Annotated in this window: 25 protein-coding genes and 1 pseudogene; 16 read left to right on the forward strand and 10 right to left on the reverse strand. The window is 32.2% G+C overall.

The features are described from left to right. From AAH949_RS00770 to AAH949_RS00825, 12 genes are all read left to right on the forward strand, one after another. Entirely contained in the window at positions 1–828 is an 828-nt protein-coding gene (locus tag AAH949_RS00770; RefSeq protein WP_348518682.1) for a prephenate dehydrogenase, read from the forward strand. A 66-nt stretch (positions 829–894) separates the two neighbouring features. Then, complete coding sequence (locus tag AAH949_RS00775; RefSeq protein ID WP_348518683.1) at positions 895–2,271, forward strand: M23 family metallopeptidase; 1,377 nt, start codon at positions 895–897, stop codon at positions 2,269–2,271. Beyond that, the gene (gene lpxC, locus AAH949_RS00780) at positions 2,268–3,152 is read left to right on the forward strand and encodes a UDP-3-O-acyl-N-acetylglucosamine deacetylase (protein WP_134238315.1); all 885 of its coding nucleotides are present in this window, start codon (positions 2,268–2,270) and stop codon (positions 3,150–3,152) included. The genes AAH949_RS00775 and lpxC overlap by 4 nt, the downstream gene beginning before the upstream one ends. Before the next feature lie 41 nt (positions 3,153–3,193). Beyond that, the gene (locus AAH949_RS00785; protein WP_348519168.1) at positions 3,194–3,595 is read left to right on the forward strand and encodes a tRNA threonylcarbamoyladenosine biosynthesis protein TsaB; all 402 of its coding nucleotides are present in this window, start codon (positions 3,194–3,196) and stop codon (positions 3,593–3,595) included. Between the two features lie 7 nt (positions 3,596–3,602). Beyond that, entirely contained in the window at positions 3,603–4,481 is an 879-nt protein-coding gene (gene thrB / locus AAH949_RS00790; RefSeq protein ID WP_348518684.1) for a homoserine kinase, read from the forward strand. Positions 4,482–4,505: 24 nt separating this feature from the next. Next, complete coding sequence (locus tag AAH949_RS00795) at positions 4,506–4,760, forward strand: DUF448 domain-containing protein (protein ID WP_208335061.1); 255 nt, start codon at positions 4,506–4,508, stop codon at positions 4,758–4,760. Next, on the forward strand, positions 4,747–7,359 hold the full coding sequence (gene infB, locus AAH949_RS00800; protein WP_348518685.1) for a translation initiation factor IF-2: 2,613 nt from the start codon (positions 4,747–4,749) through the stop codon (positions 7,357–7,359). Before AAH949_RS00795 ends, infB begins: the two co-directional genes overlap by 14 nt. Further along, complete coding sequence (gene rbfA, locus AAH949_RS00805; RefSeq protein ID WP_348518686.1) at positions 7,356–7,718, forward strand: 30S ribosome-binding factor RbfA; 363 nt, start codon at positions 7,356–7,358, stop codon at positions 7,716–7,718. The genes infB and rbfA overlap by 4 nt, the downstream gene beginning before the upstream one ends. Then, entirely contained in the window at positions 7,708–8,130 is a 423-nt protein-coding gene (gene rimP, locus AAH949_RS00810) for a ribosome maturation factor RimP (RefSeq protein ID WP_348518687.1), read from the forward strand. Before rbfA ends, rimP begins: the two co-directional genes overlap by 11 nt. A gap of 71 nt (positions 8,131–8,201) precedes the next feature. Beyond that, a complete protein-coding gene (locus tag AAH949_RS00815; RefSeq protein ID WP_348518688.1) occupies positions 8,202–8,420 on the forward strand; it encodes a hypothetical protein in 219 nt (72 codons plus the stop codon). Between the two features lie 1,222 nt (positions 8,421–9,642). After that, a complete protein-coding gene (locus tag AAH949_RS00820) occupies positions 9,643–10,662 on the forward strand; it encodes an AAA family ATPase (protein ID WP_348519169.1) in 1,020 nt (339 codons plus the stop codon). Further along, positions 10,649–11,998 (forward strand): restriction endonuclease, encoded by a 1,350-nt coding sequence (locus tag AAH949_RS00825; RefSeq protein WP_348519170.1) that lies wholly within the window; start codon positions 10,649–10,651, stop codon positions 11,996–11,998. Before AAH949_RS00820 ends, AAH949_RS00825 begins: the two co-directional genes overlap by 14 nt. On the opposite strand, the gene ybeY is transcribed toward AAH949_RS00825, so the two are convergent. From ybeY to AAH949_RS00850, 5 genes are all read right to left on the reverse strand, one after another. Continuing rightward, positions 11,995–12,399 (reverse strand): rRNA maturation RNase YbeY, encoded by a 405-nt coding sequence (gene ybeY, locus AAH949_RS00830; RefSeq protein ID WP_134238320.1) that lies wholly within the window; start codon positions 12,397–12,399, stop codon positions 11,995–11,997. The genes AAH949_RS00825 and ybeY overlap by 4 nt on opposite strands. Beyond that, a complete protein-coding gene (gene map / locus AAH949_RS00835) occupies positions 12,399–13,160 on the reverse strand; it encodes a type I methionyl aminopeptidase (protein WP_134238321.1) in 762 nt (253 codons plus the stop codon). The genes ybeY and map overlap by 1 nt, the downstream gene beginning before the upstream one ends. Before the next feature lie 10 nt (positions 13,161–13,170). Next, a complete protein-coding gene (gene murI, locus AAH949_RS00840; RefSeq protein ID WP_134238322.1) occupies positions 13,171–13,920 on the reverse strand; it encodes a glutamate racemase in 750 nt (249 codons plus the stop codon). Positions 13,921–13,935: 15 nt separating this feature from the next. Continuing rightward, positions 13,936–15,084 (reverse strand): Na+/H+ antiporter NhaA, encoded by a 1,149-nt coding sequence (gene nhaA / locus AAH949_RS00845; RefSeq protein ID WP_134238323.1) that lies wholly within the window; start codon positions 15,082–15,084, stop codon positions 13,936–13,938. A gap of 96 nt (positions 15,085–15,180) precedes the next feature. Further along, positions 15,181–15,369 (reverse strand): YjfB family protein, encoded by a 189-nt coding sequence (locus AAH949_RS00850; protein ID WP_134238324.1) that lies wholly within the window; start codon positions 15,367–15,369, stop codon positions 15,181–15,183. A gap of 128 nt (positions 15,370–15,497) precedes the next feature. Here AAH949_RS00850 and AAH949_RS00855 point away from each other — a divergent pair, with 128 nt between their 5' ends. Continuing rightward, positions 15,498–15,899 (forward strand): pyridoxamine 5'-phosphate oxidase family protein, encoded by a 402-nt coding sequence (locus AAH949_RS00855; protein ID WP_134238325.1) that lies wholly within the window; start codon positions 15,498–15,500, stop codon positions 15,897–15,899. Positions 15,900–16,088: 189 nt separating this feature from the next. Here AAH949_RS00855 and cydB read toward each other — a convergent pair whose 3' ends face one another. The 4 genes from cydB to AAH949_RS00875 form a co-directional block, all read right to left on the reverse strand. After that, a complete protein-coding gene (gene cydB, locus AAH949_RS00860; RefSeq protein WP_348518689.1) occupies positions 16,089–17,216 on the reverse strand; it encodes a cytochrome d ubiquinol oxidase subunit II in 1,128 nt (375 codons plus the stop codon). Continuing rightward, on the reverse strand, positions 17,216–18,754 hold the full coding sequence (locus tag AAH949_RS00865) for a cytochrome ubiquinol oxidase subunit I (protein ID WP_348519171.1): 1,539 nt from the start codon (positions 18,752–18,754) through the stop codon (positions 17,216–17,218). Before AAH949_RS00865 ends, cydB begins: the two co-directional genes overlap by 1 nt. Continuing rightward, entirely contained in the window at positions 18,751–18,981 is a 231-nt protein-coding gene (locus AAH949_RS00870; protein WP_134238328.1) for a DUF4492 domain-containing protein, read from the reverse strand. The genes AAH949_RS00865 and AAH949_RS00870 overlap by 4 nt, the downstream gene beginning before the upstream one ends. Before the next feature lie 81 nt (positions 18,982–19,062). Further along, on the reverse strand, positions 19,063–19,407 hold the full coding sequence (locus AAH949_RS00875; protein WP_134238329.1) for a cupin domain-containing protein: 345 nt from the start codon (positions 19,405–19,407) through the stop codon (positions 19,063–19,065). 297 nt (positions 19,408–19,704) lie between these two features. Between AAH949_RS00875 and flgE the strand changes: the two genes are divergently transcribed. The 3 genes and pseudogenes from flgE to AAH949_RS00890 all read left to right on the forward strand — a co-directional run bounded on the left by flgE (position 19,705) and on the right by AAH949_RS00890 (position 23,369). Further along, positions 19,705–22,227, forward strand: coding sequence for a flagellar hook protein FlgE (gene flgE / locus AAH949_RS00880; protein ID WP_348518690.1), 2,523 nt, complete (start codon positions 19,705–19,707; stop codon positions 22,225–22,227). 641 nt (positions 22,228–22,868) lie between these two features. Next, positions 22,869–23,009, forward strand: a complete 141-nt coding sequence (locus AAH949_RS00885) for a hypothetical protein (RefSeq protein ID WP_348518691.1) — start codon at positions 22,869–22,871, stop codon at positions 23,007–23,009. Between the two features lie 65 nt (positions 23,010–23,074). Next, a pseudogene (locus AAH949_RS00890) lies at positions 23,075–23,369 on the forward strand (type II toxin-antitoxin system RelE/ParE family toxin). Between the two features lie 790 nt (positions 23,370–24,159). On the opposite strand, the gene AAH949_RS00895 reads toward AAH949_RS00890, so the two are convergent. Next, on the reverse strand, positions 24,160–25,497 hold the full coding sequence (locus tag AAH949_RS00895) for an anaerobic C4-dicarboxylate transporter (RefSeq protein WP_134238331.1): 1,338 nt from the start codon (positions 25,495–25,497) through the stop codon (positions 24,160–24,162).

Below are 25,497 nucleotides of genomic sequence, written 5' to 3' on the forward strand. Positions count from 1 at the left end.
ATGAAGGTTGCTATTATAGGACTTGGATTGATGGGCGGTTCGCTTGGACTTTGTTTAAAAGAAAATAAATTAATCAGCACGGTTTATGGTTATGATAAAAGTAAAGAGAATGAAAAACAAGCTTTGGAATTACAACTCGTGCATGAGCTTATCACTCTTGATAGGCTTGAGGAGTGCGATATAGTCTTTTTGGCTGTGCCTGTTGATGCTATTTTGGAGCTTTTGCAGGCCTTAAAAGATATTTCTTTTAAAACAACGATTATAGAACTTGGAAGCACAAAAAGAAAAATTATAGAATCCCTGCCGCAAAGTTTGAAGAAAAATTTCATCTCAGCTCATCCTATGGCAGGGACAGAAAATAGCGGACCAAAGGCGGCCTTTAAAGAACTCTATAAAGATGCGGTTTGTGTGCTTTGTGATAGTGAAGTGGCTGATGATTTGCATCAGAAAAGAGCAGTGGAAATTTTTTCGCATTTGGGGATGAGAATTGTATTTATGGATAGTGTTGCACACGATCATCATACAGCCATTATTTCGCATTTACCCCATGTAATTAGCTTTTCTTTAGCAAATTATGTAATGAAAGAAGAGGATAAAAGAAACATAGCCCATTTAGGTGGTCCTTCTTTTAAGGGCATGTGTAGGATTGCAAAATCAAATCCTGATATGTGGGGAGGTATTTTTGAGCAAAATAAAGAGAATATACTTTCTAGTATAGAATGTTTTCAAAAAGAATTGGATCGTTGCAAGAAAATGCTAGAAAATGCCGATAAGGATGAGTTGTATGCGTGGATGAAGAGAGCAAACACTTTAAGGGAAATTTTATAAGTTTTATAATTATTTACATATTTGATATAGAATTCTTGGCGAAAAATAAACTATAGGTTAAAATGTATGGCAAGAAGGAAAAATAAATCTTTTATAATATTGTTTTTTATTTTGGTTATTGCAGCTGGGGTTGGTATAACTCAGTTGAATATTTTTGAACAAAATAAGCCAGAAATTGATATTCCTGATCATATTTATAGCAATTTGGTCGATCCTATTGTGGTAAGAGTTGCGGATAAAGATTCAAATTTGAAAAATATTAAAGTAACTCTTAAAAAAGATATTAATGATGTAGGTGCAGTATTGTGGGATTCAAATATTCAGAATAAAAAAGATATTAATTTACAAATTCCTTTGCCAAAGGTTGGTTTCAAGGAAAAAGTAAATTCATATGTTATGGAGATTGAAGCAAGTGATTCTAGTTTTTGGAATTTTTTTGCAGGCAACAAAGCAACCAAGATTGTTTCTATCACCGTAGATAACAAAAAACCTAATGTGCAGATTTTAAGTAATTCTTATCAAATAGAACAAGGTGGCGCAGCTAGTGTTGTTTTTGAGGCAAAAGATGAAAATTTAGCAGAGCTTTATATTGAAGATAATAAGGGTAAAAAATTTAAAGTTACTCCTTATATCAAAGAGGGTTATTATGTAGCTTTGATTGCTTGGGATGCAAGAGAAGAACAATTTAGGGCTTATGTGGTCGCAAGTGATAAAGCAGGAAATATAACAAAAGAGCGTATTAGATATTATCTTACAAATCGTAAATACAGGGTTTCAAATATTAGTTTAACTGATAGATTTTTAGATGGTAAAATCGAAGATTTAGCAAATCAATATGCTCCACAAGGAAGCAATTTTGATCGTTTGCAAAAATTTAAGTTTGTTAATGAAACACTAAGGCTTTCTGATGAAGAAACTATCCACAAAATCACTTCAGAAATACCTGAGGAAAAAATAGAGCATAATATAAAATTTAATCTTTTTACTCCTTTGAAAAATAGTATGAAGGTAGCAGATTTTGCCGATCATAGGTATTATCATTATGAAGGAAAATTTGTTAGCGATTCTTATCATATGGGACTTGATTTAGCCAGCGTTGCAAGGGATAATATTATTGCAAATAATGATGGCAAAGTTGTTTTTGCTGAAGAGAATGGAATTTATGGTTTAAATATTATTATTTATCATGGTTTGGGTGTCTATACGCTTTATGGACATTGTTCGTCAAAAGATGTTGAGGTGGGCGATACGGTACATGCAAAAGATATAGTTGCAAATACAGGTGTTAGCGGACTTGCTTTGGGCGATCATTTGCATTTTGGTGTTTTAGTGCAAGGAATTGAAACGCGTCCAGAGCAATGGCAAGATGTAAATTGGATGAATAATAATATTTATAAAGTTTTGGAAGATGGAAAAAAAATTATTTTAGGTGAAATAAAATGAATCAATTAACTATTTCAAATATTGTTAAAGGTGTAGGGATAGGACTTCATAAAGGCGAACCTATTGAAATAGTTCTCGAGCCTTTGGAGGCAAATAGTGGAATCGTTTTTTATAGAAGCGATTTGAATATTTCTTATAGAGCTGATTTAAATAATGTGATTGATACACAAATGGCAACTGTAATTGGCGATGATAGGGGTTATATTTCGACAATAGAGCATTTAATGAGTGCTATTAATGCTTATGGTATTGATAATATTAGAATTTGTTTGAATGCTAATGAAGTGCCTATTATGGATGGCAGTAGTGTGAGTTTTTGTATGATGTTAGATGAAGCTAAAATCAAAGAACTTGATGCACCAAAACAAATTTTGGTTATTAAAAAAGATGTTGAAGTAAGAGATGGGGATAAATTTGTAAGACTTAGCCCAACGCAATGCCCTAAAATTAATTATACTATTAAATTTGACAACCCTATAATCGCTAAACAAAGTTTTAGTTTTGAATTCAGTAAAAAAAATTATATTGAAAATATAGCTAGAGCTAGGACTTTTGGATTTTTAAAAGATGTCAAGGCTTTAAGGGCTATGAATTTAGGACTTGGTGGTAGCTTAGAAAATGCTATCATTGTAGATGAAAATCGCATTTTAAATCCTGAGGGTTTGCGTTTTAAAGATGAATTTGTAAGACATAAAATTTTAGATGCTATTGGCGATTTGACTTTGCTTGGTTATAGAGTGTATGGTGATTATACTTCTTATGCAGGTTCGCATAAATTAAATCATCTTTTAACAAAAGAGCTTTTGAAAAATAAAGATGCTTATGAGCTTGTCACCCTTGAAAAAGAACAAGCAAAAATTTATGAAAAGGTATTTGCATAAAAAAAGTTAGTTTGCTTTTAAATGCCTTATCAAAACCTATTATGTTAGGCGTTTATGAAAATAATAATTTAATGAAAAAATATCAAAGTGATGAAAGAGCGAGTGAATTTTTACCTAAAATTCTAGATGAATTATTGCAAGATTTTGATGTGCAAAAACTCATTTATGCAAATGGACCAGGTTCTTATATGGGAATTAAGGTAAGTTTTTTGACATTTAAAACTTTAAGTATAGTAAAAAACATTCCTTTATATGCTATTAATGCTTTTTGTTTGAATGATTTTAAGCCAATTAGTGCAAATAATCATTTTTGTTTTGTTTTTGAAGAAGGGAAGATTTTGCTTAAAAAAGAAAAGGCGGGCGAATTTTTTATGCCTGAAAATATTGAAAAATTGAAATTAAATGAAGATAACTTACCTTTTTATTTTATAGACGCTGTTTGAGGAAAATATGAAGATTTTAACGCCAGCTACCAGTGCTAATTTAGGTCCAGGATTTGATTGTTTGGGGCTTAGTCTTGGCTTTTTTAATGAAGTGATTATAGAGCGAACTAAATTTTTTAGTATCAGCATTCAAGGAGAGGGTGCTAAGAATGTCTATGTTAAAAAAAATAATGTATTTGTAAATATTTTTAATACAATTTATGAAAAACTAACAGGACAAAAGGATAATTTTCGTTTTATTTTCCATAATAAAATTCCTTTTTCTAGGGGTCTTGGTAGTTCATCCGCGGTCATTGTGGCAGCCATTGCAAGTGCTTATGAAATGAGCGGAGTTAAAGTTTCAAGACAAGAAATTCTAAATGAAGCCTTAAAATATGAAAGTCATCCTGATAATATCGCTCCAGCCACGCTTGGTGGTTTTGTTTGTTCTATGGTTGCAAACAATCAAGTCTATAGTATAAAAAAAGCTATTGATAAAGATTTAAAAGCTGTAGTGCTTATCCCTAATGTGCCAATGAATACCAATAAAAGTAGGACTTTACTACCAAAATCATATCCAATAAAAGATTGCGTGTTTAATCTTTCGCATTCTTCTTTTTTAACAGCTTGTTTTTTAGAGAAAAAATATGATTTATTAAAAATTGCAAGTTTGGATCGAATTCATCAATATAAAAGAATGAAGCTTTTACCGGAGCTTTTTGAGGTGCAAAAAATAGCTTTGGAAAATAAAGCTTTAATGAGTACACTTTCAGGCTCAGGTTCAAGCTTTTTTTCTATAACTTATCAAGATGATGCAAAACATTTGCAAGAGATTTTACAAACTAAATTCCCTCATTTTAGAGTTGAAATTTTAGAATTTGATGATAAAGGATTTGAAATTTGCTAAAAACTTATAAAAAAAGATATAATTTTGAAAAATCATATACCCATTAGAATGTGCATTGTATGCAAGAATCGTTTTGAGCAACAAAAGTTATATAGATTTCAAATTCAATCATCTAAAATCATTAAAGCAAGTGGGTTTGGACGGAGTTTGTATATTTGTGATGAATGTGTATTGCAAGAAAAGAAAATATACAAGGCATTTTTAAGAGTGTGTAAAACTTTGAATTTAAATACATTACAGCAGGATCTAAAGGAGATAATTTTAAATGGCAAAGATTAGAATTCATGAAATTGCAAAAGAATTAGGATATGATAGTAAAGAGATTATCGAAAAAGCAAATGAATTAGGTTTAAATATCAAGACTGCTTCAAATGCGGTAGAATCTGAAGTCGCAGCAGCGATTTATGAATACATACAAACAAAAACCATTCCAGAGGCCTTTAAAAAAACGCAAAAGAAAAGCAGTATAAAAAAAGCTAAAGAAAAAGACGAAAATAAAGAAAAAGAAACAAAAACTACTAAAATTTCAGAAGAAAAAAAACCTTCAGAAAAAATTACAGCAGATGCTGATAAAAGAGTTGGAGAGAAGCCAAGTATCACTCATTCTACTTTGCCAGAAGAAAAGAAAATTCAGAGTGAAGAAAGCGTCGTTACACCTAGTATTGCAAGTGCTACCTTAGCAAAGAGAAGAGGGCTTGTTATCGTTAAAAAGAAAAAAGATGAGTTATCTTCTGGTTCTTCTCAGGTTGCACAAGAAGAGCCAAAATTAAATCAAGATAAAATCAGTCTTTCAATGATGTTTTCCAATGCAGATGAAAATTTGAAAAAAAAGAAAAAAGATAAAAAACCAAGTCTTGCAGTAAAAAAAGAAAGTGCTGAAAAAATGGACTTTTTGAGCAATCATGAATTCGGCGATATTGCTTTAGAAGATGAAGATATGGTGGTTTTGCCTGATTTTAGTATCAAAGAGCAAAACAATGCTCCTGCTATAAAAAAACAACCTAGTGTGTTAAGACAGTCTTTTAATAATTCTATTAATCAATTTTCAGAAGGCGGTATCCAAAGAAGAAGTCGTAAAAAGCCGCCTAAAAAGGTAGAGAAAAAAGAAAGTGAAGCTATAACCAGTGTAGAAATTCCAAAAGAAATTCGTGTGTATGAATTTGCGGATAAAATAGGAAAAAACACAAGCGAAATCATTTCAAAGCTTTTTATGCTTGGAATGATGACTACAAAAAATGACTTTTTAGATGAAGATGCGATTGAAATTTTAGCTGCTGAATTTGGTATAGAGATTAATATTGTTAATGAGACTGATGAATTTGATTATGTTAAAGAATATGACAAGCATCATAAGGGTGAAAATTTAGTTACTAGAGCACCGGTTATTACCATTATGGGACATGTTGATCATGGAAAAACTTCTTTGTTGGATTACATAAGAAATTCGCGTATTGCAAGTGGCGAGGCAGGAGGGATCACTCAACATGTAGGCGCTTATATGATAGAAAAAGATGGTCGCAAAATCACTTTTATCGATACTCCAGGCCACGAAGCATTTACAGCAATGCGTGCAAGGGGTGCGAGTATAACAGATATTGTTATTATCGTTGTTGCGGCAGATGATGGAGTAAAGCCACAAACTAAAGAAGCGATTAATCACGCAAAAGCTGCCGGTGTGCCTATCATCATAGCAGTAAATAAAATGGATAAAGAAGCTGCAAATCCTGATATGGTAAAAACTCAACTTGCTGAAATGGAAATTATGCCTGTAGAGTGGGGCGGAAGCTATGAATTTGTTCCAGTTTCTGCTAAAACAGGTATGGGGATAGAAGAGTTACTTGAAATTGTGCTTTTGCAAGCTGATATTTTAGAGCTTAAGGCCGATCCTAAACATTTTGCTAAGGCAAGCATCATAGAAAGTTCCGTGCAAAAAGGCAGAGGTCCTGTTGCAACCATTATCGTGCAAAATGGGACTTTAACTGTGGGAAGCACTGTTGTTGCGGGTGAGGCTTATGGAAAGATTCGTGCTATAAGCAATGATCAAGGTAAGGCTTTGAAAGAGATTAAACCTGGTGAGTGTGGTGTTATTATAGGTCTTAGTGAGGTAGCGGATGCTGGAGAAACTTTGATCGCTGTAAAAACCGATAAAGAAGCTAGAGAGTATGCTGCTAAGCGTTATGAATATAATCGTCAAAAAGAGCTTAGCAAATCAACTAAAGTCAGTATTGATGAGCTTGGGGCAAAGATTAAAGAAGGTAATTTAAAAGCCTTACCTGTGATTTTAAAAGCCGATGTGCAAGGATCATTAGAAGCCTTAAAAGCAAGTTTGGAGAAACTTAGAAACGATGAAATTAAAGTTAATATTATTCACAGCGGAGTAGGGGGAATTACACAAAGCGATATAGAACTTGCAAGTGCGAGTGAAAATTCCATCGTTTTAGGCTTTAATATCCGCCCAACTGGTGAAGTAAAAGAGCGTGCAAAAGATAAAGGCGTGGAAATTAAAACTTATAATGTAATTTATAATTTACTTGATGATGTAAAAGCTTTGCTTGGTGGTATGATGAGTCCTATTATTTCAGAAGAGCAGCTTGGACAAGCAGAGATTAGACAGGTGATTAATGTGCCAAAAATCGGACAAATCGCAGGTTGCATGGTGACTGAAGGTGTAATCAACCGCGGGGCTAAAATTCGCCTTATCCGCGAAGGAGTTGTTGTGTATGAAGGCAATGTAAACTCACTTAAACGCTTTAAAGATGATGCTAAAGAAGTGGCAAAAGGCTATGAGTGTGGCGTTGGTATAGAAGGATGTGATGATATGAGAGTGGGCGATTATATAGAAAGCTATAAAGAAGTAGAGGAACAAGCAAGTCTATGAATCCAGCTGAAATCAAAAAACTTCGCACAGAAAGTATTTTAAAAGAGCTTATTCCTGAAGCTTTGGCGAGTTTAGATGATGAGAATTTAAAAAATCTTTGCGTGGTTGATGTGGAGTGTAAAAAAGGTAGATACGATGCCTTTGTGTATTTGGATAAAATGTTTTTTAATACTCATGAGCAAGAAAAGATTTTGCTTTCTTTGAAAAAAGCAAGCAAGGCTTTGCAAAATTATTGTATGAGTGAGCAAGGCTGGTATAGGTGCCCGAATTTTCACTTTAAATTTGATGATAGGCTTGAATATCAAAACCATATGGATGCACTTTTTGAAAAAATAAAAAAGGAAAGAAATGAATCTTGAAGCACTTTGTAAAGAAGCAGGGCTTAGCTTTTATGATGATGAGCTAGTAAGTGAAAATGGTAGAAAGATTTATAGAATTTATGTGCAAAAAGAAGGCGGGGTAAATCTTGATGATTGTGCTAGACTTAGTGAGATTTTATCGCCTATTTTTGATGTAGAACCGCCAGTTAGCGGCGAGTATTTTTTAGAAGTATCAAGCTGTGGGCTTGAGAGAAAACTTAGCAAAATCGAGCATTTTGCAAAAAGCATTAACGAACTTGTAAAAATCACAACTAACGAAAAAGAAAAAATCGAGGCAAAAATCATAGCCGTAGATGATGAAAATATCACTTTAGAAAATTTAGAAAATCAAGAAAAAATTACTTTAAAATTCAGCGATATTAAAAAAGCTAGAACCTTCGTGGAGTGGTAAAAATTTAGATTTTTAAATTTTTACTTATTTTTTATTTAATTAAAATTAAATAAAAAATAGAAAGGCATACAATGCTAGAAAAAAAGTACGATTGGGAAACAAGCAAGGCGGATAAAAATGGCAATGTGTATTGCCATTTTCCAAAAGATGAGGATGAGTTTAAAGAAGCAGTTGTAAAAAATGGTGGTATGAATGTGTATGTTTATCAAGATGATAAATTAATAGATGAATTTCATACGAAAAGTCAAGGTTATAAAATTATATTTCAATATTATTTTGTAAAAAATTAAAGTATATTTACTATTTTTTAGTATATAATAAATAGTAAATTTTTATTAAACAAAAGTTTATTTTCTATAATTTTTTACATTAAGAAAGGTTTTTATGCGGTTGAAAGGTGAATTACAACAATGTCTAAAACAATTTGTTGAAAAAGTGGAAGAATTAAAAAAGCAAGGAACTATAGCAGGTTCTGAACCTAGCGAATGGAAAAAACAAATTGATGGTTTAATACAAGATTTTGATTATGTATGTAGTGTTAATTTTGGCAGTGGAAATTTAAGTGATTATCCTGCTATAAATTTTTTTAGAAAAGATATACTTCATAAAGGCTACTCGAATGGAGAGATACCTTCGCAACAATGTGGTATGTATATTTGGTTTTCCTATGCTCACAAAGAAAAAACTTTATATTTAGCACTTACCGCGTCCAATAAATATAAAAAAATTGAATTTGATTGCAAGGCTTTGCAAGATTTAGAAAAATATACAGGAGGTATATTTGATAATACAAATTATGATTATACTTATAATATAAGGAATTTCAGTATTGAAGATTTTGATGAATATAAAGAAGAATTATATAGTAAATTTTGTAGCTTGGTTGATTTGTTTAATAGATTTCCTCAAAAAGATTTTATAAAAATAAATGAAGAATTTGAATCAAATAATACACAAAAAATGTTAAATCAAAATTCACCTTTAAATCAAATTCTTTATGGGCCTCCAGGGACAGGGAAAACTTATCATACCATTGATAAAGCCTTAGAAATTATATCAAAAGAAGAAAAAATACAAATTCCAAGTGAAGATGATAGAGTAAATAGAAAAAAGTTATTTGATGAGTATATAAAAAATGGACAAATAGTTTTTACTACCTTTCATCAAAGCTATGGGTATGAAGAATTTGTAGAAGGTATAAAACCTGTTATGGATAGCGAGCAAGGCAATTCTAAAGAAGTAGAATATGAAATAAAAGATGGAGTTTTTAAAGAACTTTGCAAAAAAGCGTTGGATAAAAAAAGAGAAATTGCAAATAATAATGATATATCTATCGATAAAAATTCAAAAGTTTGGAAAATTTCTTTAGGGGTTAATGCTTCATTAAGAGATAAGTGTTTTAAAGAAAATAAAATTTGCATAGGTTGGGGTGATATTCCAAAAAATAAAGATGTACATTTTTTAAATTTGGGCTCAAATAATAAAAATAGCATAATAAGTTTTACAGAATACATGCAAATAGGGGATTTGGTATGTGTTTTTAATACTTCAAAAAGTATAAAGGGTGTTGGGGTTATTACAAGTGATGTTAAATACAGCAAAGATGAAGAATATCAAACATATAGAGAAGTTAATTGGATTTCTCAAAATGAAATAAATATTCTTGACTTAAATAATGATAAAATTTTAGTGCAAAAAACCGTTTATGAGTTACATAGAATTAGTCCTAATGATTTATTAACAAAGATAAAGCCAAGTAATCCTAATGGAATGAAAGATAATGCCAATAATTTAAAAATTGTAGAAGATAATACAAAAAAGAAATTTATAATCATCATAGATGAGATTAATCGTGGTAATGTAAGTAAAATTTTTGGTGAGCTTATCACTTTGATAGAGCCTAGCAAAAGGATAGGTGCTAATGAAGAGCTAAAAGTAACTTTATCTTACAGCGGTGAAAAATTTGGAGTGCCTAAAAATGTGTATATCATAGGCACTATGAATACAGCTGATAGAAGCATCACTTCACTTGATACAGCTTTGAGAAGAAGATTTGAATTTGTTGAGATGATGCCTAAACCTGAAGAGCTAAAAAGCATAGAAATAAAAGGTGAAATTATCAATAAAACAGAAAATGTAACTATTAATTTGCAAGAATTATTACAAGCTATAAATACACGCATAGAATATTTGCTAGATAGAGAAAAGACTATAGGACACGCATTTTTTATAGGCATTGATAGTTTAGAGAAATTAAAAAATGTTTTTCAAAATAAAATTATCCCATTATTGCAAGAGTATTTTTATAATGATTATGCATTGATTGACGCGGTTTTAAATGATAATGGTATGATTTTTGAAGATAAAAAAGATAATAAATATTTACAAAAAATAAAAAATTTAGATAATGTAGATAACGAAAAAAATATTTATAATATCACCCCATTTAATGATGAAATTTGGGATAAACCAGAAACATATCAAGCTATTTATGATGATAAGAAAAATAAAACAAAAAATGATGAACAATAACATTTTTTCCATCATCGAGCACCAAGCCTTTTGCGAAGAAGATTTAAAAGAAATTTTTAAAGAAAAGGCTGGAAAATTTTATGAAGAACTAGAAAATTTCGCAAAAAATAACGAAAATTTTCTAGGCTTTAAAAACAAAAACACTTTAAAAGCTAAAAATTATGTAGGTGTTATACAAACCAAAAGCGGAGTTTTGGAGATCTTGCCAAAATGTACGGACTTAGAAGGCTATAAAGAAGAAAAAAATTCATCGAATATTTCACAAGAAAAACTAATAAAAGCTTATGATTTATCGCAAATAAATAAAACGAATCAAGATGATGATTTTTATGAAAAAGATTTTAAATTTAACCCCAAAATTCTTTTAATCAATATGTTAAAAACCTTAAAAAACTCTCCTTTTAAAAAATCTCAAATTTCATCTTTGCAAAGTTCTAAAACGCCTTTGCTTGAAGTATTTATTATGATGTTTTTAGATGAATTTGATAGTGTGCATAAAAAAGGTTTGATGAGATCTTATGTAAATAGCGAAGAAAATAGAGCTTTTTTAAAAGGAAAATTACTATTTAATGAGCATATAAAATCAAATTTAATCCACAAAGAAAGATTTTTTACAAGTTTTGATGAGTTTGTTTTGGATATAGCGCCAAATCGTCTCATCAAATCAACTCTAAATTTCTTAAAATCCAAAACAACTACTAATAAATTTAGAATCATCAAAGCTATGCAAATTCTTGATGAGGTAGAATTTTCTAAAAATTATGAAAAAGATTTTAGCTTTAAAATTTCAAGACATTTTGATTATTATGAAAATATACTTTCTTGGTGTAAGATATTTTTGCAAAATCAAAGCTTTGCTCCATATAAAGGTAAAAACGAAGCCTTTGCTTTACTTTTTCCTATGGAAAAACTTTTTGAAAACTATGTGGCTTATATGTTTAAACTTGCTAATCCTAGTGAAAATGTAAAAGCCCAAAGTAGTGGAAAGTATTTAATCTCAAAAAATAATGAAAAATGCTTTATGTTAAAGCCTGATTTATATATAGAAAATGAAATGATTTTAGATACCAAATGGAAAATTCCAGATGATAACGAAGATGAGAAAAAGCATGGCATATCGCAAAGCGATTTATACCAAATGTTTGCTTATGCTTGTAATTTTAAGATAAATGATATAAAGCTTATTTATCCGCTTTGTAAAAGAACAATGGAGTTAAAAAATAAAATAAAAGAATTAGAATTTAACGCAAGTAAGCATTTGGCATTTTTAAACAATGATGGTTTTTTGAAAACAAATATAAAAGTCCAAGTCTTTTTCGTACCTTTGCCCTTCTAACTTTGAGTTCTTATAATCAAACTTGGCGGAAGTTTAAAAAATTCTATCAACTCTCTTTCTTTCTCTCTCATTTGCCCTTGATCGTTTTCGTGATCAAAGCCCATTAAATGCAAAAGTGCGTGGATAAAAAGCAAGGAAATTTCATCTTCAAAACTGTGCCCAAATTCCTTTGCTTTTTGCTCCGCTAAATTTTTATTAATCACAACTGAACCTAAAGGCAAATTGTCGTGGATATTTTCAAGCGGGAAGGAAAGCACATCGGTGGTTTTGTCGATATTTCTTTGAGAAAGGTTAATTTCTCTCATCTCTTTATCATCAACAAAAACAAGTTCCACATCTTTAGAAGTCATTTTGTTAGCGATTTTCTCTAAAAAAGCACAACTTTCATCACAAAGTATCATCACTCATCCACAGAAAGAATTTGCGCTTTTTTACCTACAATGGCGACGCAATGCTCATAATGTGCAGCATTGAGTCCATCAGCACTACCCGCATCCCATTTTCCATTGTAATGTTTTGGAGTGCCATCTTTTTGACAAATCATAGGTTCTATGCAAAAAACCATACCTTCTTTGATTTTTGGTCCGCTTTTTGCACTTGCGCCATTTTCAAGATAGTTTAAAATTTCAGGCTCGCCGTGTGGTTTGCGACCTATGCCATGTCCGCAGTATCCGCGAAGTGGCACAAAGCCACGAGAATGTATAAATTCGCCCAAAAATGCCGAAAGTTCTTTAAATCGCATTCCTTCGCGAATTTCATCGATAGCGCCATATAAGGCATCTTTGGCGCAAGCGATGAGTTTTTCATCTTGGCTTGAAATTTTTCCTATGGCTATGGTGCGCGCTGCATCGCCATAATATCCATTTAAAAAAGTTCCCACATCAAGCCCTAAAATGTCGCCTTCTTTGATGATTTTTTCATCAGGAATTCCGTGTATGCAAACTTGATTTAAAGAAATGCAAATAGCACCAGGAAAGCCATAAAGCCCTTTAAAAGATGGTTTTGCACCATGACTTAGTATGAAATCTTCAGCCATTTTATCGATTTGTTTTAGGCTCATACCCACTTTAATTTCTTTTTCTAAAAAATCCAGTGTTTTGGCTACGATTTTATTAGCTGCTCTTAGTTTTTCTATTTCTTCAGGTTTTTTTAATTCTATCATTTTTTAATCCTTAATTTTCATTAATATTAAGCCAAATTTTGGCAGTGTTTTTTAAAGAATTTACATCGCTGGACGCATAAAAATTTAGCTTTGCTTTATGTTTTAAAGTTGGTAAATCTTTATGGGTTTTTAAAAAATCCACAATGGCATCGCCAGAATGTATAAGCTTGGTATTTTCTCCAAAATACTCGCTTAAAGCTTTTGAGATTAACGGAAAATGCGTGCAAGCCAAAATCAGTCCATCGGGCTTTTGAATATCCTTAAAATAATACTCAAAAGCACTTTGTAGAAACTCACCTTCGAAAATTCCTTCCTCAACCATAGGGACAAAAAGACTAGTGGAAAGAGCATTGATATGATTAAAACCTTCTTTTTGCAAACGATCTTGATAGGCTTTTGAATTTATAGTGGCTTTTGTAGCTATGACAAGAATGTTTTGATTTTTTTTTAGAGTTTTTTTGGTAGCCTCGATCCCAGCGTCAATAACACCATAAATGGGAAATTTAGCTTTTTCTTGTAAAGCTTTGAGTGCATAAGCGCTTGCGGTATTGCAAGCAATGATCAGCATATCAATGTCAAATTTTTCAAAAAAATCAAGTGCTTCAAGGCAAAATTTAATGATAGTGTCTTTATCTTTTACTCCATAAGGAACGCGTGCGGTATCGCCGTAATAAATTACTTCATTAAATAAATTCGCCTCATACAAAGACTTTAAAACACTAAGTCCACCAACGCCACTATCAAAAACACCGATTTTCATCATTATTTACAAAATTTATTTGATAATTCTTAAATACAAATATCCCACTAAGGCACTTAAAAAACTCGCAATCAAAATAGCAAGCCTATCGGCGTGTTCAAAAATAGCACTGTCTTGGTAAGCTAAACCATCAATAAATAAGCTCATAGTAAAGCCAATTCCTGTTAAAATGCAAATTCCATAGAATTGTGAATATTTTACACCTTCTGGCAATTTTGCAAGTTTGAGTTTAATGCTAAGATAAGAAAATAAAAACACTCCGACTTGTTTGCCTATAAAAAGTCCTAAAATAATACCTAAGCTTACAGGAGCAAGCAAGGAAGAGAAACTCATTCCGCTAATGTCAATTCCAGCGTTTGCAAAAGCAAATAAAGGCAAAATAAAATAAATTACCCAAGGGTTTAAATCATGATGTAAATCTTGCACGAAATCTTGCCCATTTTTGCGTTCCATTGGTATAAATAAAGCAACGATAATACCCGCCAAAGTTGCATGCACTCCACTTTTTAGCATTGCTACCCATAATACAACGCCCACTAAAACATAAAAAGGCAGATGTGAAATTCTAAAATAATTAAGTAAAAACAATGCCCCTATGCAAAGTAAAGAAATGAAAATCGCAAGAGTAGAGAGCTCACTAGTGTAAAATAAAGCAATGATAATAATTGCTCCTAAATCATCAAAAATTGCCAAAGAAAGCAAAAATAGTTTTAAGCTTGTAGGAATTTTATTTCCCAAAAGCATTAAAATTCCCACCGCAAAAGCAATATCTGTGGCTGTTGGTATCGCCCAACCTTTCATTGCAAATATATCTTGATGATTGATAGAGGCAAAGATTAAAGCAGGAGCTATCATACCGCCTAATGCACCAAAAATAGGCAAGGAAACAGAGCGGATATTGCGAAGTTGTCCCCTTAAAACTTCATGTTTTAATTCAAGTCCTATGCTAAGGAAAAAAACAGCAATCAGACCATCATTTATCCATAAAAGTAAGGGTTTGAAAATTTCAAAATCATTGATTTTAAAGCCAAAATCTGTATGTAAAAAATTATCATAAATTAGGCTTAGAGAAGAATTCTTACATGCTAAAGCAAAAAAAGTACAAAAGATCAGCAAAACACCTGGAAAAGACTCGCTTTGAATAATTTTTTTAAAATTTTGCATCATAATCCTTGAAAAGTTTTTAAAAAGCTTATTTTACCGTTAAAATACAAATTTTTAGTTTAAAATTTGAGAAAAGTAAAGCCTTGTTTCCAAGGCTTAAGCGTAGATATCAATCCCGCCAGAATTTGCAGAAGAGCTTACAGCAGGAGTGCTTGAAGTATTTGTTCCGCTTGTTAGTCCTTCTAAAAGTTGTGCCATTGCCGCTTCGTTTGCGTCCATAGCTTTTTTAAAAACGCTGGTATTTACCGCAACCATTAAGGAAGCATTACTCATATCAGGTATCATTACACCCTCCTTTGTGAAACTAAGCACTTAATATTAATCGGAAAAAAATACAAATAATTAACATTTCTAAAGTAAATTTTTTAAATATAAGTAAAATTTGACAATAAAATATAAAATAAGGATAAATAATGAAAAATTCTTTAGAAAAATTATTTTCTTATCTTTCACAAAATACAATTCATATTTTAAGCACTAGCGCAGATAATATCGTTCATTCAAGACCTATTGGAAGTATGATATTAGCAAGAGATAGGATTTATTATTGTATGAATAAAAATAAAGCAATGTATACTCAGCTTTGTATCAACAATCAAATTTGCATTTGTGTGTGTTTGGAAAATTATACTTGGGTTAGAATTTATGCTAAGGTTTGTTTTGATGATGATTTAAGTGTAAAGCAAATTTTTATTGATAAAAACAAAACTAGATTTCAAAATGCAAAAGATGATAATTTTGCTATTTTTTATCTTAGTGATATTAAGGCTGAAATTCATAAAGGTTTAGAAATTGAAGTTTTAGAATTAAAATAAAAGCCCAAAAAGGGCTTTTAAGCAATATTTTGAAAAGATTCAAACTTTATATCGGAAAGAATTTAAAAAATTTTATAGTTTTTCTTCAATTTCAAGTTGTTTTATATTTAGCACAATGAATTTATATGAAAGATAAATTACTAAAGGCCAAGTAAGTAAAAATAAAGCATGTAGCATTGTAATTCCTTTTTAATAAGCATGATCATCATTTGCGATTTCTTCGCGTGTGATTTTTTCCCTATCCATAGCACGCCACACATAAGTAATGTAAGCTAAAACAAAAGGCACAAGCAAAGAAGCATAAGCCATCACACTAAGGGTGTAGTAACTCGAACTCGCATTTTTTATCGTTAATGAGCTTTGCAAATGTGTAGTTGATGGATAAAACGCACTGTCTCCAAGCCCAACATTTAAAAGCAAAGCAAACACACACAAAATAGTTCCCAAACCCAAAGTCCAGATTGCGCAAGCAGTTTTTACAAAGGCACCCAAGTAAATTCCTAGCAAAACAAAAAGCACTCCAAGTAAAAGCAAAACAAGCAGTAATGGTTGTTCCAAAAAAGTATAAAAATACAAATTTGCACTCATACTCACAAAATGATTTTCATCAACAAAAAAGCCATCTTTTAAAAAAATCCAAACAAGAAAAGCTAGGAAAAATGGTAAAAATAGAAGAGCATTGATGAAAATTTGTTTTGAAGCTTTAAATTTAATGCTTTCATTTTTGATATTATTCATAAAATACGCCGCACCCAAAATACGACTTAAAAAAATCAAAGCCAAGCCAAGTAAGTAATTATAAGGATTTAAAAGAAGTTCAAGTCCTCTAAAAGTATGCTCCCAAACGACAAAATTGTGCTCATCAAGTAAAAACTCAGATCCGCTAAAAAAACTACTCACAGCAACACCTATAAGAAAGGTAGCCAAGTAGCCATTGATTTTTAAGAAAAATTCATAGCTTTTTGCACCGTATAAATTACCTTGTTTTTTGCGGTATTCATAAGACACAGCTTGCAAGATGAAGCAAAAAAGTATGATAAGCCAAGCCCAATAAGCCCCGCCAAAACTTGTGCTATAAAAAAGTGGAAAAGCCGCAAAAGCTGCTCCGCCAAACATTACAAGAGTTGTAAAACCAAGTTCCCATTTGCGTCCTAAAGAATTGATAAGCATAGTTTTTTCAAGCTCATTAGTGCTTAAAGTATCTATAAGGGTTTGTCCGCCTTGTACAAAAAACATAAAAATTAAAAGAGCACCAAGCAAACTTAAAACCACCCACCAATAAATTTGAAGCTCTGCTAATTCTAAACCAAAAAACATTATTTTACCCCTTTATCCTCGCTAAAGCCTTTTTTGATTTGACTTAGCATGATTTTGATTTCCGCAAGTAAAAGTGCAGTAAATAACACAGCAAAAATCCAAAAAGAAATTTTCACATTCACGCTTGCTAAATTTGTAGCCGCAATGCTAGTAGGCATAAGATCTTGTATGGCCCAAGGTTGTCTGCCCACTTCAGCTACGATCCATCCAGCTTCTGCAGCTATATATCCTAGTGGGATTGTTAAAACGCAAAGCCATAAAATTTTGCGGAATTTTTCAATATCATTTGCCATAGTTAAATAAAGCGTGATGATAAAGAGTATGAAAAAATAACTTCCCAAAGCCACCATGATGTGAAAACTGTAAAAGGTTAGAGCAATCGGCGGCACAGCATCGCTTGGCTTTTCTAGATAACCATAACCAAAATCTTTAAAATGCTTTTCGAGTAAAATTTTATTTAAATTCATAGCATTTGTGTCGTTATTGTCTTTAGCTATTTTGTAATTTTTTAAGGCATCAATGGCGATTTTACCATTATCAATGCGAGTTTGCAAAGGGCTTATACCTTGTTTTTTATTGCCAAAAACCAAATCTTCAATGCCAGCTACAAAAGAATTTGCATCACGGTTTCCTAAAATCGATAAAGCGTAAGGTATGCTTAAGTCAAATAAAAACACACTTTCGTTATTATCTAAAGTCTTTTTAGGATTTAATATCCCAAAAGCAACGATACCCGCTCTATGTTCGCCTTTGTAAATTCCTTCCATCGCTGCAAGTTTCATCGGCTGGGTTTGAGTGACCCTATAGGCACTCTCATCGCCGCTAAAAAATAAAAATACCGAGCAAATAAGCCCAAAACTAGCACCAACTACAAGGCTTTTTTTGGCTTCTATAATATGGCGTTTTTTGAGTAAAAACCAAGCTGAAATTCCCATAACAAATAAAGCAGAAATCACATAGCCACTCGCCACAGTGTGTAAAAATTTCGAAACAGCCACAGGAGAAAAAGCCACTTCAAAGAAATTTTGCATTTCATTTCTTGCGGTATCAGGATTAAATTTCATTCCGATAGGGTATTGCATCCAGCCGTTTGCAACCAAAATCCAAAAGGCGCTTAGGTTGCTTCCAACTGCTACACACCAAGTCGAAAACAAGTGGAATTTTTTAGAAACCTTATCCCAGCCAAAAAACATTACTGCAAAAAAGGTTGCCTCTAAAAAGAATGCCATCAAGCCTTCAAACGCTAAAGGTGCGCCAAAAATATCACCTACAAACCAGCTGTAATTTGCCCAATTTGTCCCGAATTCAAATTCCATTATAATGCCCGTTGCTACACCGATGGCAAAATTTATAGCAAATAAAGCAAGCCAAAATTTGGTGATTTTTTTCCATTTTTCATTGCCTGTTTTAACATAGATTGTTTCCATAATGGCAATGATAAAAGAAAGCCCTAGAGTCAAAGGCACAAATAAAAAATGATAAAGTGCAGTTAGTGCAAATTGTGCTCTTGAGTAATCAACGCTACTAAGATCCATTATTCTTCCTTGGTAAGATTTTTTATAACAAAATTTGTTTTTTCTTTTTGAGTGTTAAAAGCGGAATTTATAGTGTTATCAAATAAAAACATTTTGATAAACAAAAACATCACTAAAAGCTTAATAATGATGATTTTCCATAAGGTTTTACCTAGTTTTAAATTCATAAAACCTTCTTTGTAAAAATTAAAAATTTCACACAAAGCATTAAAATAGCGTTTTAAAAGCATATTTTATCCTTGAAATAAATTCAAAAATGCAAATCTTAAAATAAATCTTATAAAAATTTGCTTTATATGGCGGTGATTTTGTTACTTTACGATGAATTTGTCATTGTGTGATTTTGGGCAAGATACGACTATAAACTCTAAATCTTCGCAAGTTTGATTTATCATTTGATGAATTTGATGAGCTTTGATATGTATACCTTCCCCTGCTTCTAGTTCGATATCCGCATTTTCTAGTCTCATCAAGGCTTTTCCTTTTAAAATATAAAAAAACTGCTCAGCTTTATCATGATAATGCATATCTTCAGCTGTATGTGGAGGCATTTTTTCGGCAATAATGCTTAAATGTTTACTATCAACAAAGTGCCAACCGTCGCAAATTTCTTTCCAATTATAATGTTTGGCATTTTCTCTTGTAATTTTTTGCATTTCACTTCCCCTACTAAATTTTTGGTATTATAAGTATTTTTTGACTAAAACATTATTAAAAGCAAAAATGTTTATAAGTGGCATTTGATTTTGGACGAGTTTAAAAAATCGCTAAATTTTGCCACGAACTTATAAATTATGATAATTCCAAGGATTTTAAACTCATCACTCACGCCAACGACACTACAAATTTTAATTTTAAAATACTAAATTTTTACAAAACTATCTACAAATTTTATAAATTTGGAACGCTATTTGCTTGAGTTTTGCAACTCAATATTTTATAAAGGATTTAACATGATGAGATCTCTGTGGTCTGGAGTATCTGGACTTCAAACACATCAAGTAGCAATGGATGTAGAAGGTAACAATATCGCCAATGTCAATACGACTGGTTTTAAATATTCTCGTGTGGATTTTGGAACAATGTTTAGTCAAACAGTAAAAATTGCAACAGGACCAAATGGTAATCAAGGTGGTCAGAATCCTTTACAAGTGGGACTTGGTTCTGCAGTAAATTCTACGACAAGAATTCATTCTCAAGGTTCTATTCAAAGTACTGAGAAAACCACCGATGTGGCGATAGAGGGTGATGGATTTTTTATGGTTTCTGATGATGGAGGTTTAACTCGTTATCTTACAAGAAATGGGGACTTTAAGCTTGATGCGGCAGGAAATTTCGTTAATAATGCCGGTTATGTCGTGCAAGGTTGGAACCGTGATCCTATGAGTGGGCTTATAAACAACTCTGCATCTCCAACAAATATTTTCATCGATCCAGGTATGAATATCCCTGCGAAAATGAGTACAGAGCTTGCTATTAAAGCAAATCTTAACAGTGGACTTAGCATAGGAAATGCGAAATCTCCTATTTATGCGCTTGATTCTGTGCACGGTTTTAATACCAAAAATGCTGAAACTATCAATGAAAATGATCCAAGCGAAACACAATTTTATACTACTGAAAAAAATGCAAATCAAATCATCGAAAAAGGTGTTGATGCTGGAAGTTTGTATAATGGAAATGGCGAAGGTTTAAATTTAAGAGATGGACAAGGAATTTGGGTAAGTTATGCAGATGCGAAATTTTCAACCAATACCGATAAAAATCCAGTTTTTAATCCTGATAGCAAACAAGATCAAAACAATGTTGTGTTTTGGGGAAATGAAGACAATCCTGTGACTTTAGATATCACTATCAATGGGGTGCATATTTATAATGAAAATATTAAAAGCATAGACGAAGCCATTGCTTATATCAATACCTTTGCTATACCTGATGATAATAGAGATGGCACAGGGGTTAAAGCAACAAGAAATGCTGATGGCTCGGGTATTGATTTTGTTAATACCAATGCAGATGGCACTACAGACAATATGAAAAATATTGATTTAACTGTCAATGCAGGCAATGAAGCAGGTGAAATTCAAAATGTAACTTGGAACAATACTGATCAAAAATTTGAAGTAACTCTAACTCAAGCAGGACAAGATAGCGACTGGTTTCCGGATGCTATGGCAAATGCTGGGACAAATAATCATGTCCAAGTTATCACAGCCCATAAATATACATATAGCTCATCTCCTGTAGATATACCACCTATGAGCAACCCTGATGGTGGCCCTGCCTATAACCCTGCTGAAGCTGATACTCCTGGAAGTGCTTCGGCAAATTACCAAGATGCACTTATGGGAAGTTTATTAAATACCAATACAAGGGTATTTAGAACTACTGAGGATTTAAGAGAGCTTTTGCAAAGAGATGCAAGATATGGGGTTGATTATGATGGAAGTGGCGATTTTAGTGGAGCTGGAGATGTTAATGGAGCGGTTAAGGTGACTGTAAATTCTTCAGGCGCTTTTGTGATTTCCAATCCAAACTCTCAAAGCGATATTGATAGTGATGGAGATAATACCTTAGATGGAAAATCTAATCCAAAAGATATGAATTTTAATATTACTGCTTATAAGGATAAAGCCGGCACTGTAAGCACCAATGATGCCTTTACTAAGATTTTCAAAGGTTTTGATGGTCCTATGACTGTGGGTTCAGCGATTAAAGAAAGTGAAGCAATGTATCTTAGCTCTTTTTCTGCAAGTTTGGATATATATGATTCTTTAGGATCAAAACATACTATTGTTGTTGAATTTACTAAGCTTAATACTACAGCAGATGGTGGTAATGAATGGTCGATGATTATTAAAGTGCCTGAACCTGCAGAGATCAATGCCACAGGCGAAGGTCCAAACAATATTATCGTGGGTAGTGCGAGATTTAACAATGATGGTTCTTTGGTTGCTTATAATCCAAAAACTATTAATTTCTCACCAAATAACGGTGCAATGCCAAATCAACAAATCAAACTTTCTTTTGGTTCAAGCGGTGGTTTTGATGGTATAGTAAGTAATTCCCAACAATCAGCACTCACAGCACAAAAAACTGATGGTTATGCCGGAGGTAGTTTGCAGCCTGAGTCTTTAAAAGTCGATGAAAGTGGTTATATTTGGGGTGAATTTACCAATGGACAGGCTTTGGCTTTAGCACAAATTGGTATCGCAAATGTTAGCAATAATGCAGGGCTTGAAGAAATTGGCGGAAATATGTTTAAACTTACTGCAAATTCTGGAGATTTAATCATAGGTGAAGCAGGAACAGGCGGTCGTGGAAAAATGCATTCAAGTGCACTTGAGATGTCAAATGTGGATTTGAGTCGCTCTTTAACTCAACTTATCGTGGTGCAAAGGGGTTATCAAGCGAATTCAAAAACCATTTCAACTAGCGATCAAATGCTTAATACCTTACTTCAACTCAAACAATAATTTTTTAACAGTCAAGCTTAGTGCTTGGCTATTTTTGGTTTGTGATTGTTTTAAGTTTTGGTGAGTTTTTGTTCTTTTAAATTTTTGTATTTTGTGAAAATTTTTGGCGAATTTGCTTTGTTAAAGAGTTATGAAATTTTTAAGAATTTTGTTTTTCGAGCTTTAAATTTATATTTTATTTAAAGTTTTGAATTCGCTTTGGATATTGAAATTTCGGTGCTTAGAAATAAGATAAAATCAATGCTAATTTTCCAAATGAAACAAAAATGTAATTTGTGTTAAATATTTTAAACTTAAATCTAGCTTTACAAGTCTATGATTATAGCTTTGTAATACTAGATTTATAGACTTGACCTTCAATCTATTGCTAACCTGCTCTCTTTTTCGTTGAGCGGGTTGCAATTTTCTTTAAGCTAAAATTTTGTTTTTTTGATATAAAATTACGCCCAGAGTTTCATTTCCTTTGATTATTATAATTACAACTTCAATCCCCCCCCCCCATCATAGATTGAATGTTTTACATTATGAAACTCTAGAGGGAAGCTCCTTCCCTCGCTTTAAACTAAATTTCCTAAACTTCTTTTTATTAATTGACTATAATCTTTAGATGATTTATGATTTTTATCAAAGCAAAGGAAAAAATGCAAACCATAACTTTACAAGCAAATGAAGAGCAACTTAGCAAACTTTTAGAGCTTTTTAAAGAGCTAAATATCAGCTACGAGATAGAAGCAGATGGATATGAAAAGCTTTTAAGCGAATGTGAAAGCGGTAAAACTTGAGAGCAAACCTCACAAAGCTTTGGCTGATTATGAAAGCGGGAAGGCTAGGCTAACGCCTTTGGGCAGTGGGTGGCTATGATGCAAATTTAGAGAGTGATATATTTACCGATGAGTTAAATTTGTGTTGTCTTTTACTCAAGGTGCGGTAGTTTAAGGGCTAAAAATACCTTAAAAAGAATTGCGTAAGGCTTGACGGGGCTTGATTTTATGCCTTATAAATTCAGAAAATCTTTTATTTTTGATGATGAAAATATAAGAGATTTTATCTTTAAAGGTTATGTGATACCTTATAAAATCGACAAGGAAAAAGACTTAATCATCATTTTAGACATTTATAAAGAAAATTTGCTTGATTTTTGATTTATCTTTAAATTTAAGCTTTTTTAAAGAAAGTGCAATTTTTGTGCTTATTTTAATTTATTGTCGATAATTACAATCAAATTCGAGGGACTTCTTGTGTCCCACTTATTTTTATGATTTTCAAGAGTTTTTGTTGTTTTTAGAATATTTTTATTGATACAGTTACAATTAAATTCAAAAGGGCTTCCTGGTAGCCCACCTTTTTTAATATTGCTTCAAAATTTCTTCATCAAGCATTTTGATTAAATCTAAACAATAATTCTATTCTTAGGATTAAGTCCTGTGGATGCTTTCAATTTTTGTAGTTAATCTTAGAAAGCTTTTGCTATTTTTGTTGTTTTTATAAAATATTTTCCTAGCGATAATTCCTATTCCTTAAATTTTGAATAGACTAAGAACTATATCTAAACTTTATATATTCCTAAAACACAACTTATTTCCATTTTCAAAAATAAATTTCTATTGCATTGATCATAATGTGTAAAATTAATATTTTTTAAATTCATCGCAAAATTTTACACCTTATTTTATTTGATAAGATAAATAATTGCTCCTAAGCCTATACAAGAAAGATGCTGATGGGATAAAATTCTTTTTTAATTTTTTTATCATTGGAATTTTATCCATCTGTTAAATTTACTATCAAGTTTATTTCTGGAAATGATTTCTATTGTGGCGATTTTTTCTGTAAGTTTAAAATTTATGTGTTTTTTATGAAAATAATTTAATAAAGTAGCTTGAAATAATTTTTTGCAAGAATTTAACCCTTTCCAAAAGGAAAGGGAAATTTTTAAGCAAATAAAGGAGCCACTAAAAATCCTAGTGCAACAGCGATGATGATCGCTACAACGCCTGGGATAAAGAAAGCGTGGTTAAAGATAAATTTGCCAATTCTAGTTGTGCCTGTATCGTCCATTTGAACCGCACCCAAAAGTGTAGGATAAGTTGGTAAAACGAAAAGTGCAGAAACTGCAGCAAAACAAGCAACTAGCATATAAGAATCACCTGTATTAGTAGCACTGATTCCTAATGCTGCAATGATAACTGGAACAATAGCTTTTGCAGTAGCTGCTTGAGAATATAAAAGCATACTTGCAAAGAAGAATGCCACAGCAAGCATAGCAGGAGCTTGTTTAACCCAATCTCCTGCTACTTCTTTAATAGCTGTTTCATGTCCTGCAACAAAAGTATTTCCAAGCCAAGCCACACCAAATACACAAACACAAGCAGTCATACCGCTTTTAAATACGCTTGTATCTAAAATTTTAGCCGGTTCAACTTTGCAAAGCCAAGTGATTAGTGCTGCAGCAGTAAGCAAGAAACTCATAATCGCTGCATCTCTTGGCACAACAACAGGATCAATCCACTTGATGTTGCTTGAAATTGCGGTAGCATAAAGTACAACAGCTAAAACGGTGATTAGAAAAATTGCAACTGAAAGTTTTGCACCTGGTTTATCTTCGCCAGCTAAAACCTCGCCTGCATCTTTTACAAGCCCAGCTTTTAATCTTTCTTGATACACAGGATCTTTACTTAAATCCATAGGAGTGATAAGACTTACAATGAAAGCTGTAAGCATGCAAGCAACAAAGGTTGTTACGATCCAAATTCCAATTAAAGTTGGATAGTTCCAACCCAAAGGCTCTAAAACACCACTCATATAAACAACTGCAGCACTTACAGGAGATGCAGTAATACCGATTTGCGAAGATACAACCATTAATGAAAGTGGCGCACTAGGTTTGATGTTTTGAGATTTTGCAACATCTACAACAACTGGCATTAAAGAAAATACTGCATTTCCGGTTCCTGCTAAAATAGTAAGCAACCAACCACAAGCTGGAGCAAGATAGTTGATAAATCTAGGATGTTTTCTTAAAACTTTTTCAGTTACTCTAACCATATAATCAAGCCCGCCAGCTTGCTGCATAGCAGAAATTGCAGCAATAGCTGCTGCAATGATTAAAATAACATCCCAAGGAATATTTCCTGGTTTCATTCCTAAAACAAGACCTAAAACAACAACGCCAAGTCCACCTGCATAACCAATGGCAATACCACCTAAGCGTATACCGATGAAAATAGCACCCAAAAAGACGATTAATTGTAAAATCAGCATAAGATCCAT

This window comes from Campylobacter sp. CCS1377 (assembly GCF_040008265.1).
Lineage (GTDB): Bacteria > Campylobacterota > Campylobacteria > Campylobacterales > Campylobacteraceae > Campylobacter_D.

Coding starts and splice junctions, on each gene's coding strand:
- AAH949_RS00770 (WP_348518682.1), top strand. CDS start 1: ATGAAGGTTGCTATTATAGGACTTGGATTGATGGGCGGTTCGCTTGGA.
- AAH949_RS00775 (WP_348518683.1), top strand. CDS start 895: ATGGCAAGAAGGAAAAATAAATCTTTTATAATATTGTTTTTTATTTTG.
- AAH949_RS00895 (WP_134238331.1), bottom strand. CDS start 25,497: ATGGATCTTATGCTGATTTTACAATTAATCGTCTTTTTGGGTGCTATT.
- AAH949_RS00820 (WP_348519169.1), top strand. CDS start 9,643: ATGCAAATAGGGGATTTGGTATGTGTTTTTAATACTTCAAAAAGTATA.
- AAH949_RS00875 (WP_134238329.1), bottom strand. CDS start 19,407: ATGCAAAAAATTACAAGAGAAAATGCCAAACATTATAATTGGAAAGAA.
- lpxC (WP_134238315.1), top strand. CDS start 2,268: ATGAATCAATTAACTATTTCAAATATTGTTAAAGGTGTAGGGATAGGA.
- thrB (WP_348518684.1), top strand. CDS start 3,603: ATGAAGATTTTAACGCCAGCTACCAGTGCTAATTTAGGTCCAGGATTT.
- AAH949_RS00785 (WP_348519168.1), top strand. CDS start 3,194: ATGTTAGGCGTTTATGAAAATAATAATTTAATGAAAAAATATCAAAGT.
- nhaA (WP_134238323.1), bottom strand. CDS start 15,084: ATGCAAAATTTTAAAAAAATTATTCAAAGCGAGTCTTTTCCAGGTGTT.
- AAH949_RS00870 (WP_134238328.1), bottom strand. CDS start 18,981: ATGCTTTTAAAACGCTATTTTAATGCTTTGTGTGAAATTTTTAATTTT.
- AAH949_RS00815 (WP_348518688.1), top strand. CDS start 8,202: ATGCTAGAAAAAAAGTACGATTGGGAAACAAGCAAGGCGGATAAAAAT.
- AAH949_RS00885 (WP_348518691.1), top strand. CDS start 22,869: ATGCAAACCATAACTTTACAAGCAAATGAAGAGCAACTTAGCAAACTT.
- map (WP_134238321.1), bottom strand. CDS start 13,160: ATGATAGAATTAAAAAAACCTGAAGAAATAGAAAAACTAAGAGCAGCT.
- AAH949_RS00855 (WP_134238325.1), top strand. CDS start 15,498: ATGAAAAATTCTTTAGAAAAATTATTTTCTTATCTTTCACAAAATACA.
- flgE (WP_348518690.1), top strand. CDS start 19,705: ATGATGAGATCTCTGTGGTCTGGAGTATCTGGACTTCAAACACATCAA.
- ybeY (WP_134238320.1), bottom strand. CDS start 12,399: ATGATACTTTGTGATGAAAGTTGTGCTTTTTTAGAGAAAATCGCTAAC.
- cydB (WP_348518689.1), bottom strand. CDS start 17,216: ATGTTTTTTGGTTTAGAATTAGCAGAGCTTCAAATTTATTGGTGGGTG.
- rimP (WP_348518687.1), top strand. CDS start 7,708: ATGAATCTTGAAGCACTTTGTAAAGAAGCAGGGCTTAGCTTTTATGAT.
- rbfA (WP_348518686.1), top strand. CDS start 7,356: ATGAATCCAGCTGAAATCAAAAAACTTCGCACAGAAAGTATTTTAAAA.
- AAH949_RS00825 (WP_348519170.1), top strand. CDS start 10,649: ATGATGAACAATAACATTTTTTCCATCATCGAGCACCAAGCCTTTTGC.
- murI (WP_134238322.1), bottom strand. CDS start 13,920: ATGAAAATCGGTGTTTTTGATAGTGGCGTTGGTGGACTTAGTGTTTTA.
- infB (WP_348518685.1), top strand. CDS start 4,747: ATGGCAAAGATTAGAATTCATGAAATTGCAAAAGAATTAGGATATGAT.
- AAH949_RS00850 (WP_134238324.1), bottom strand. CDS start 15,369: ATGATACCTGATATGAGTAATGCTTCCTTAATGGTTGCGGTAAATACC.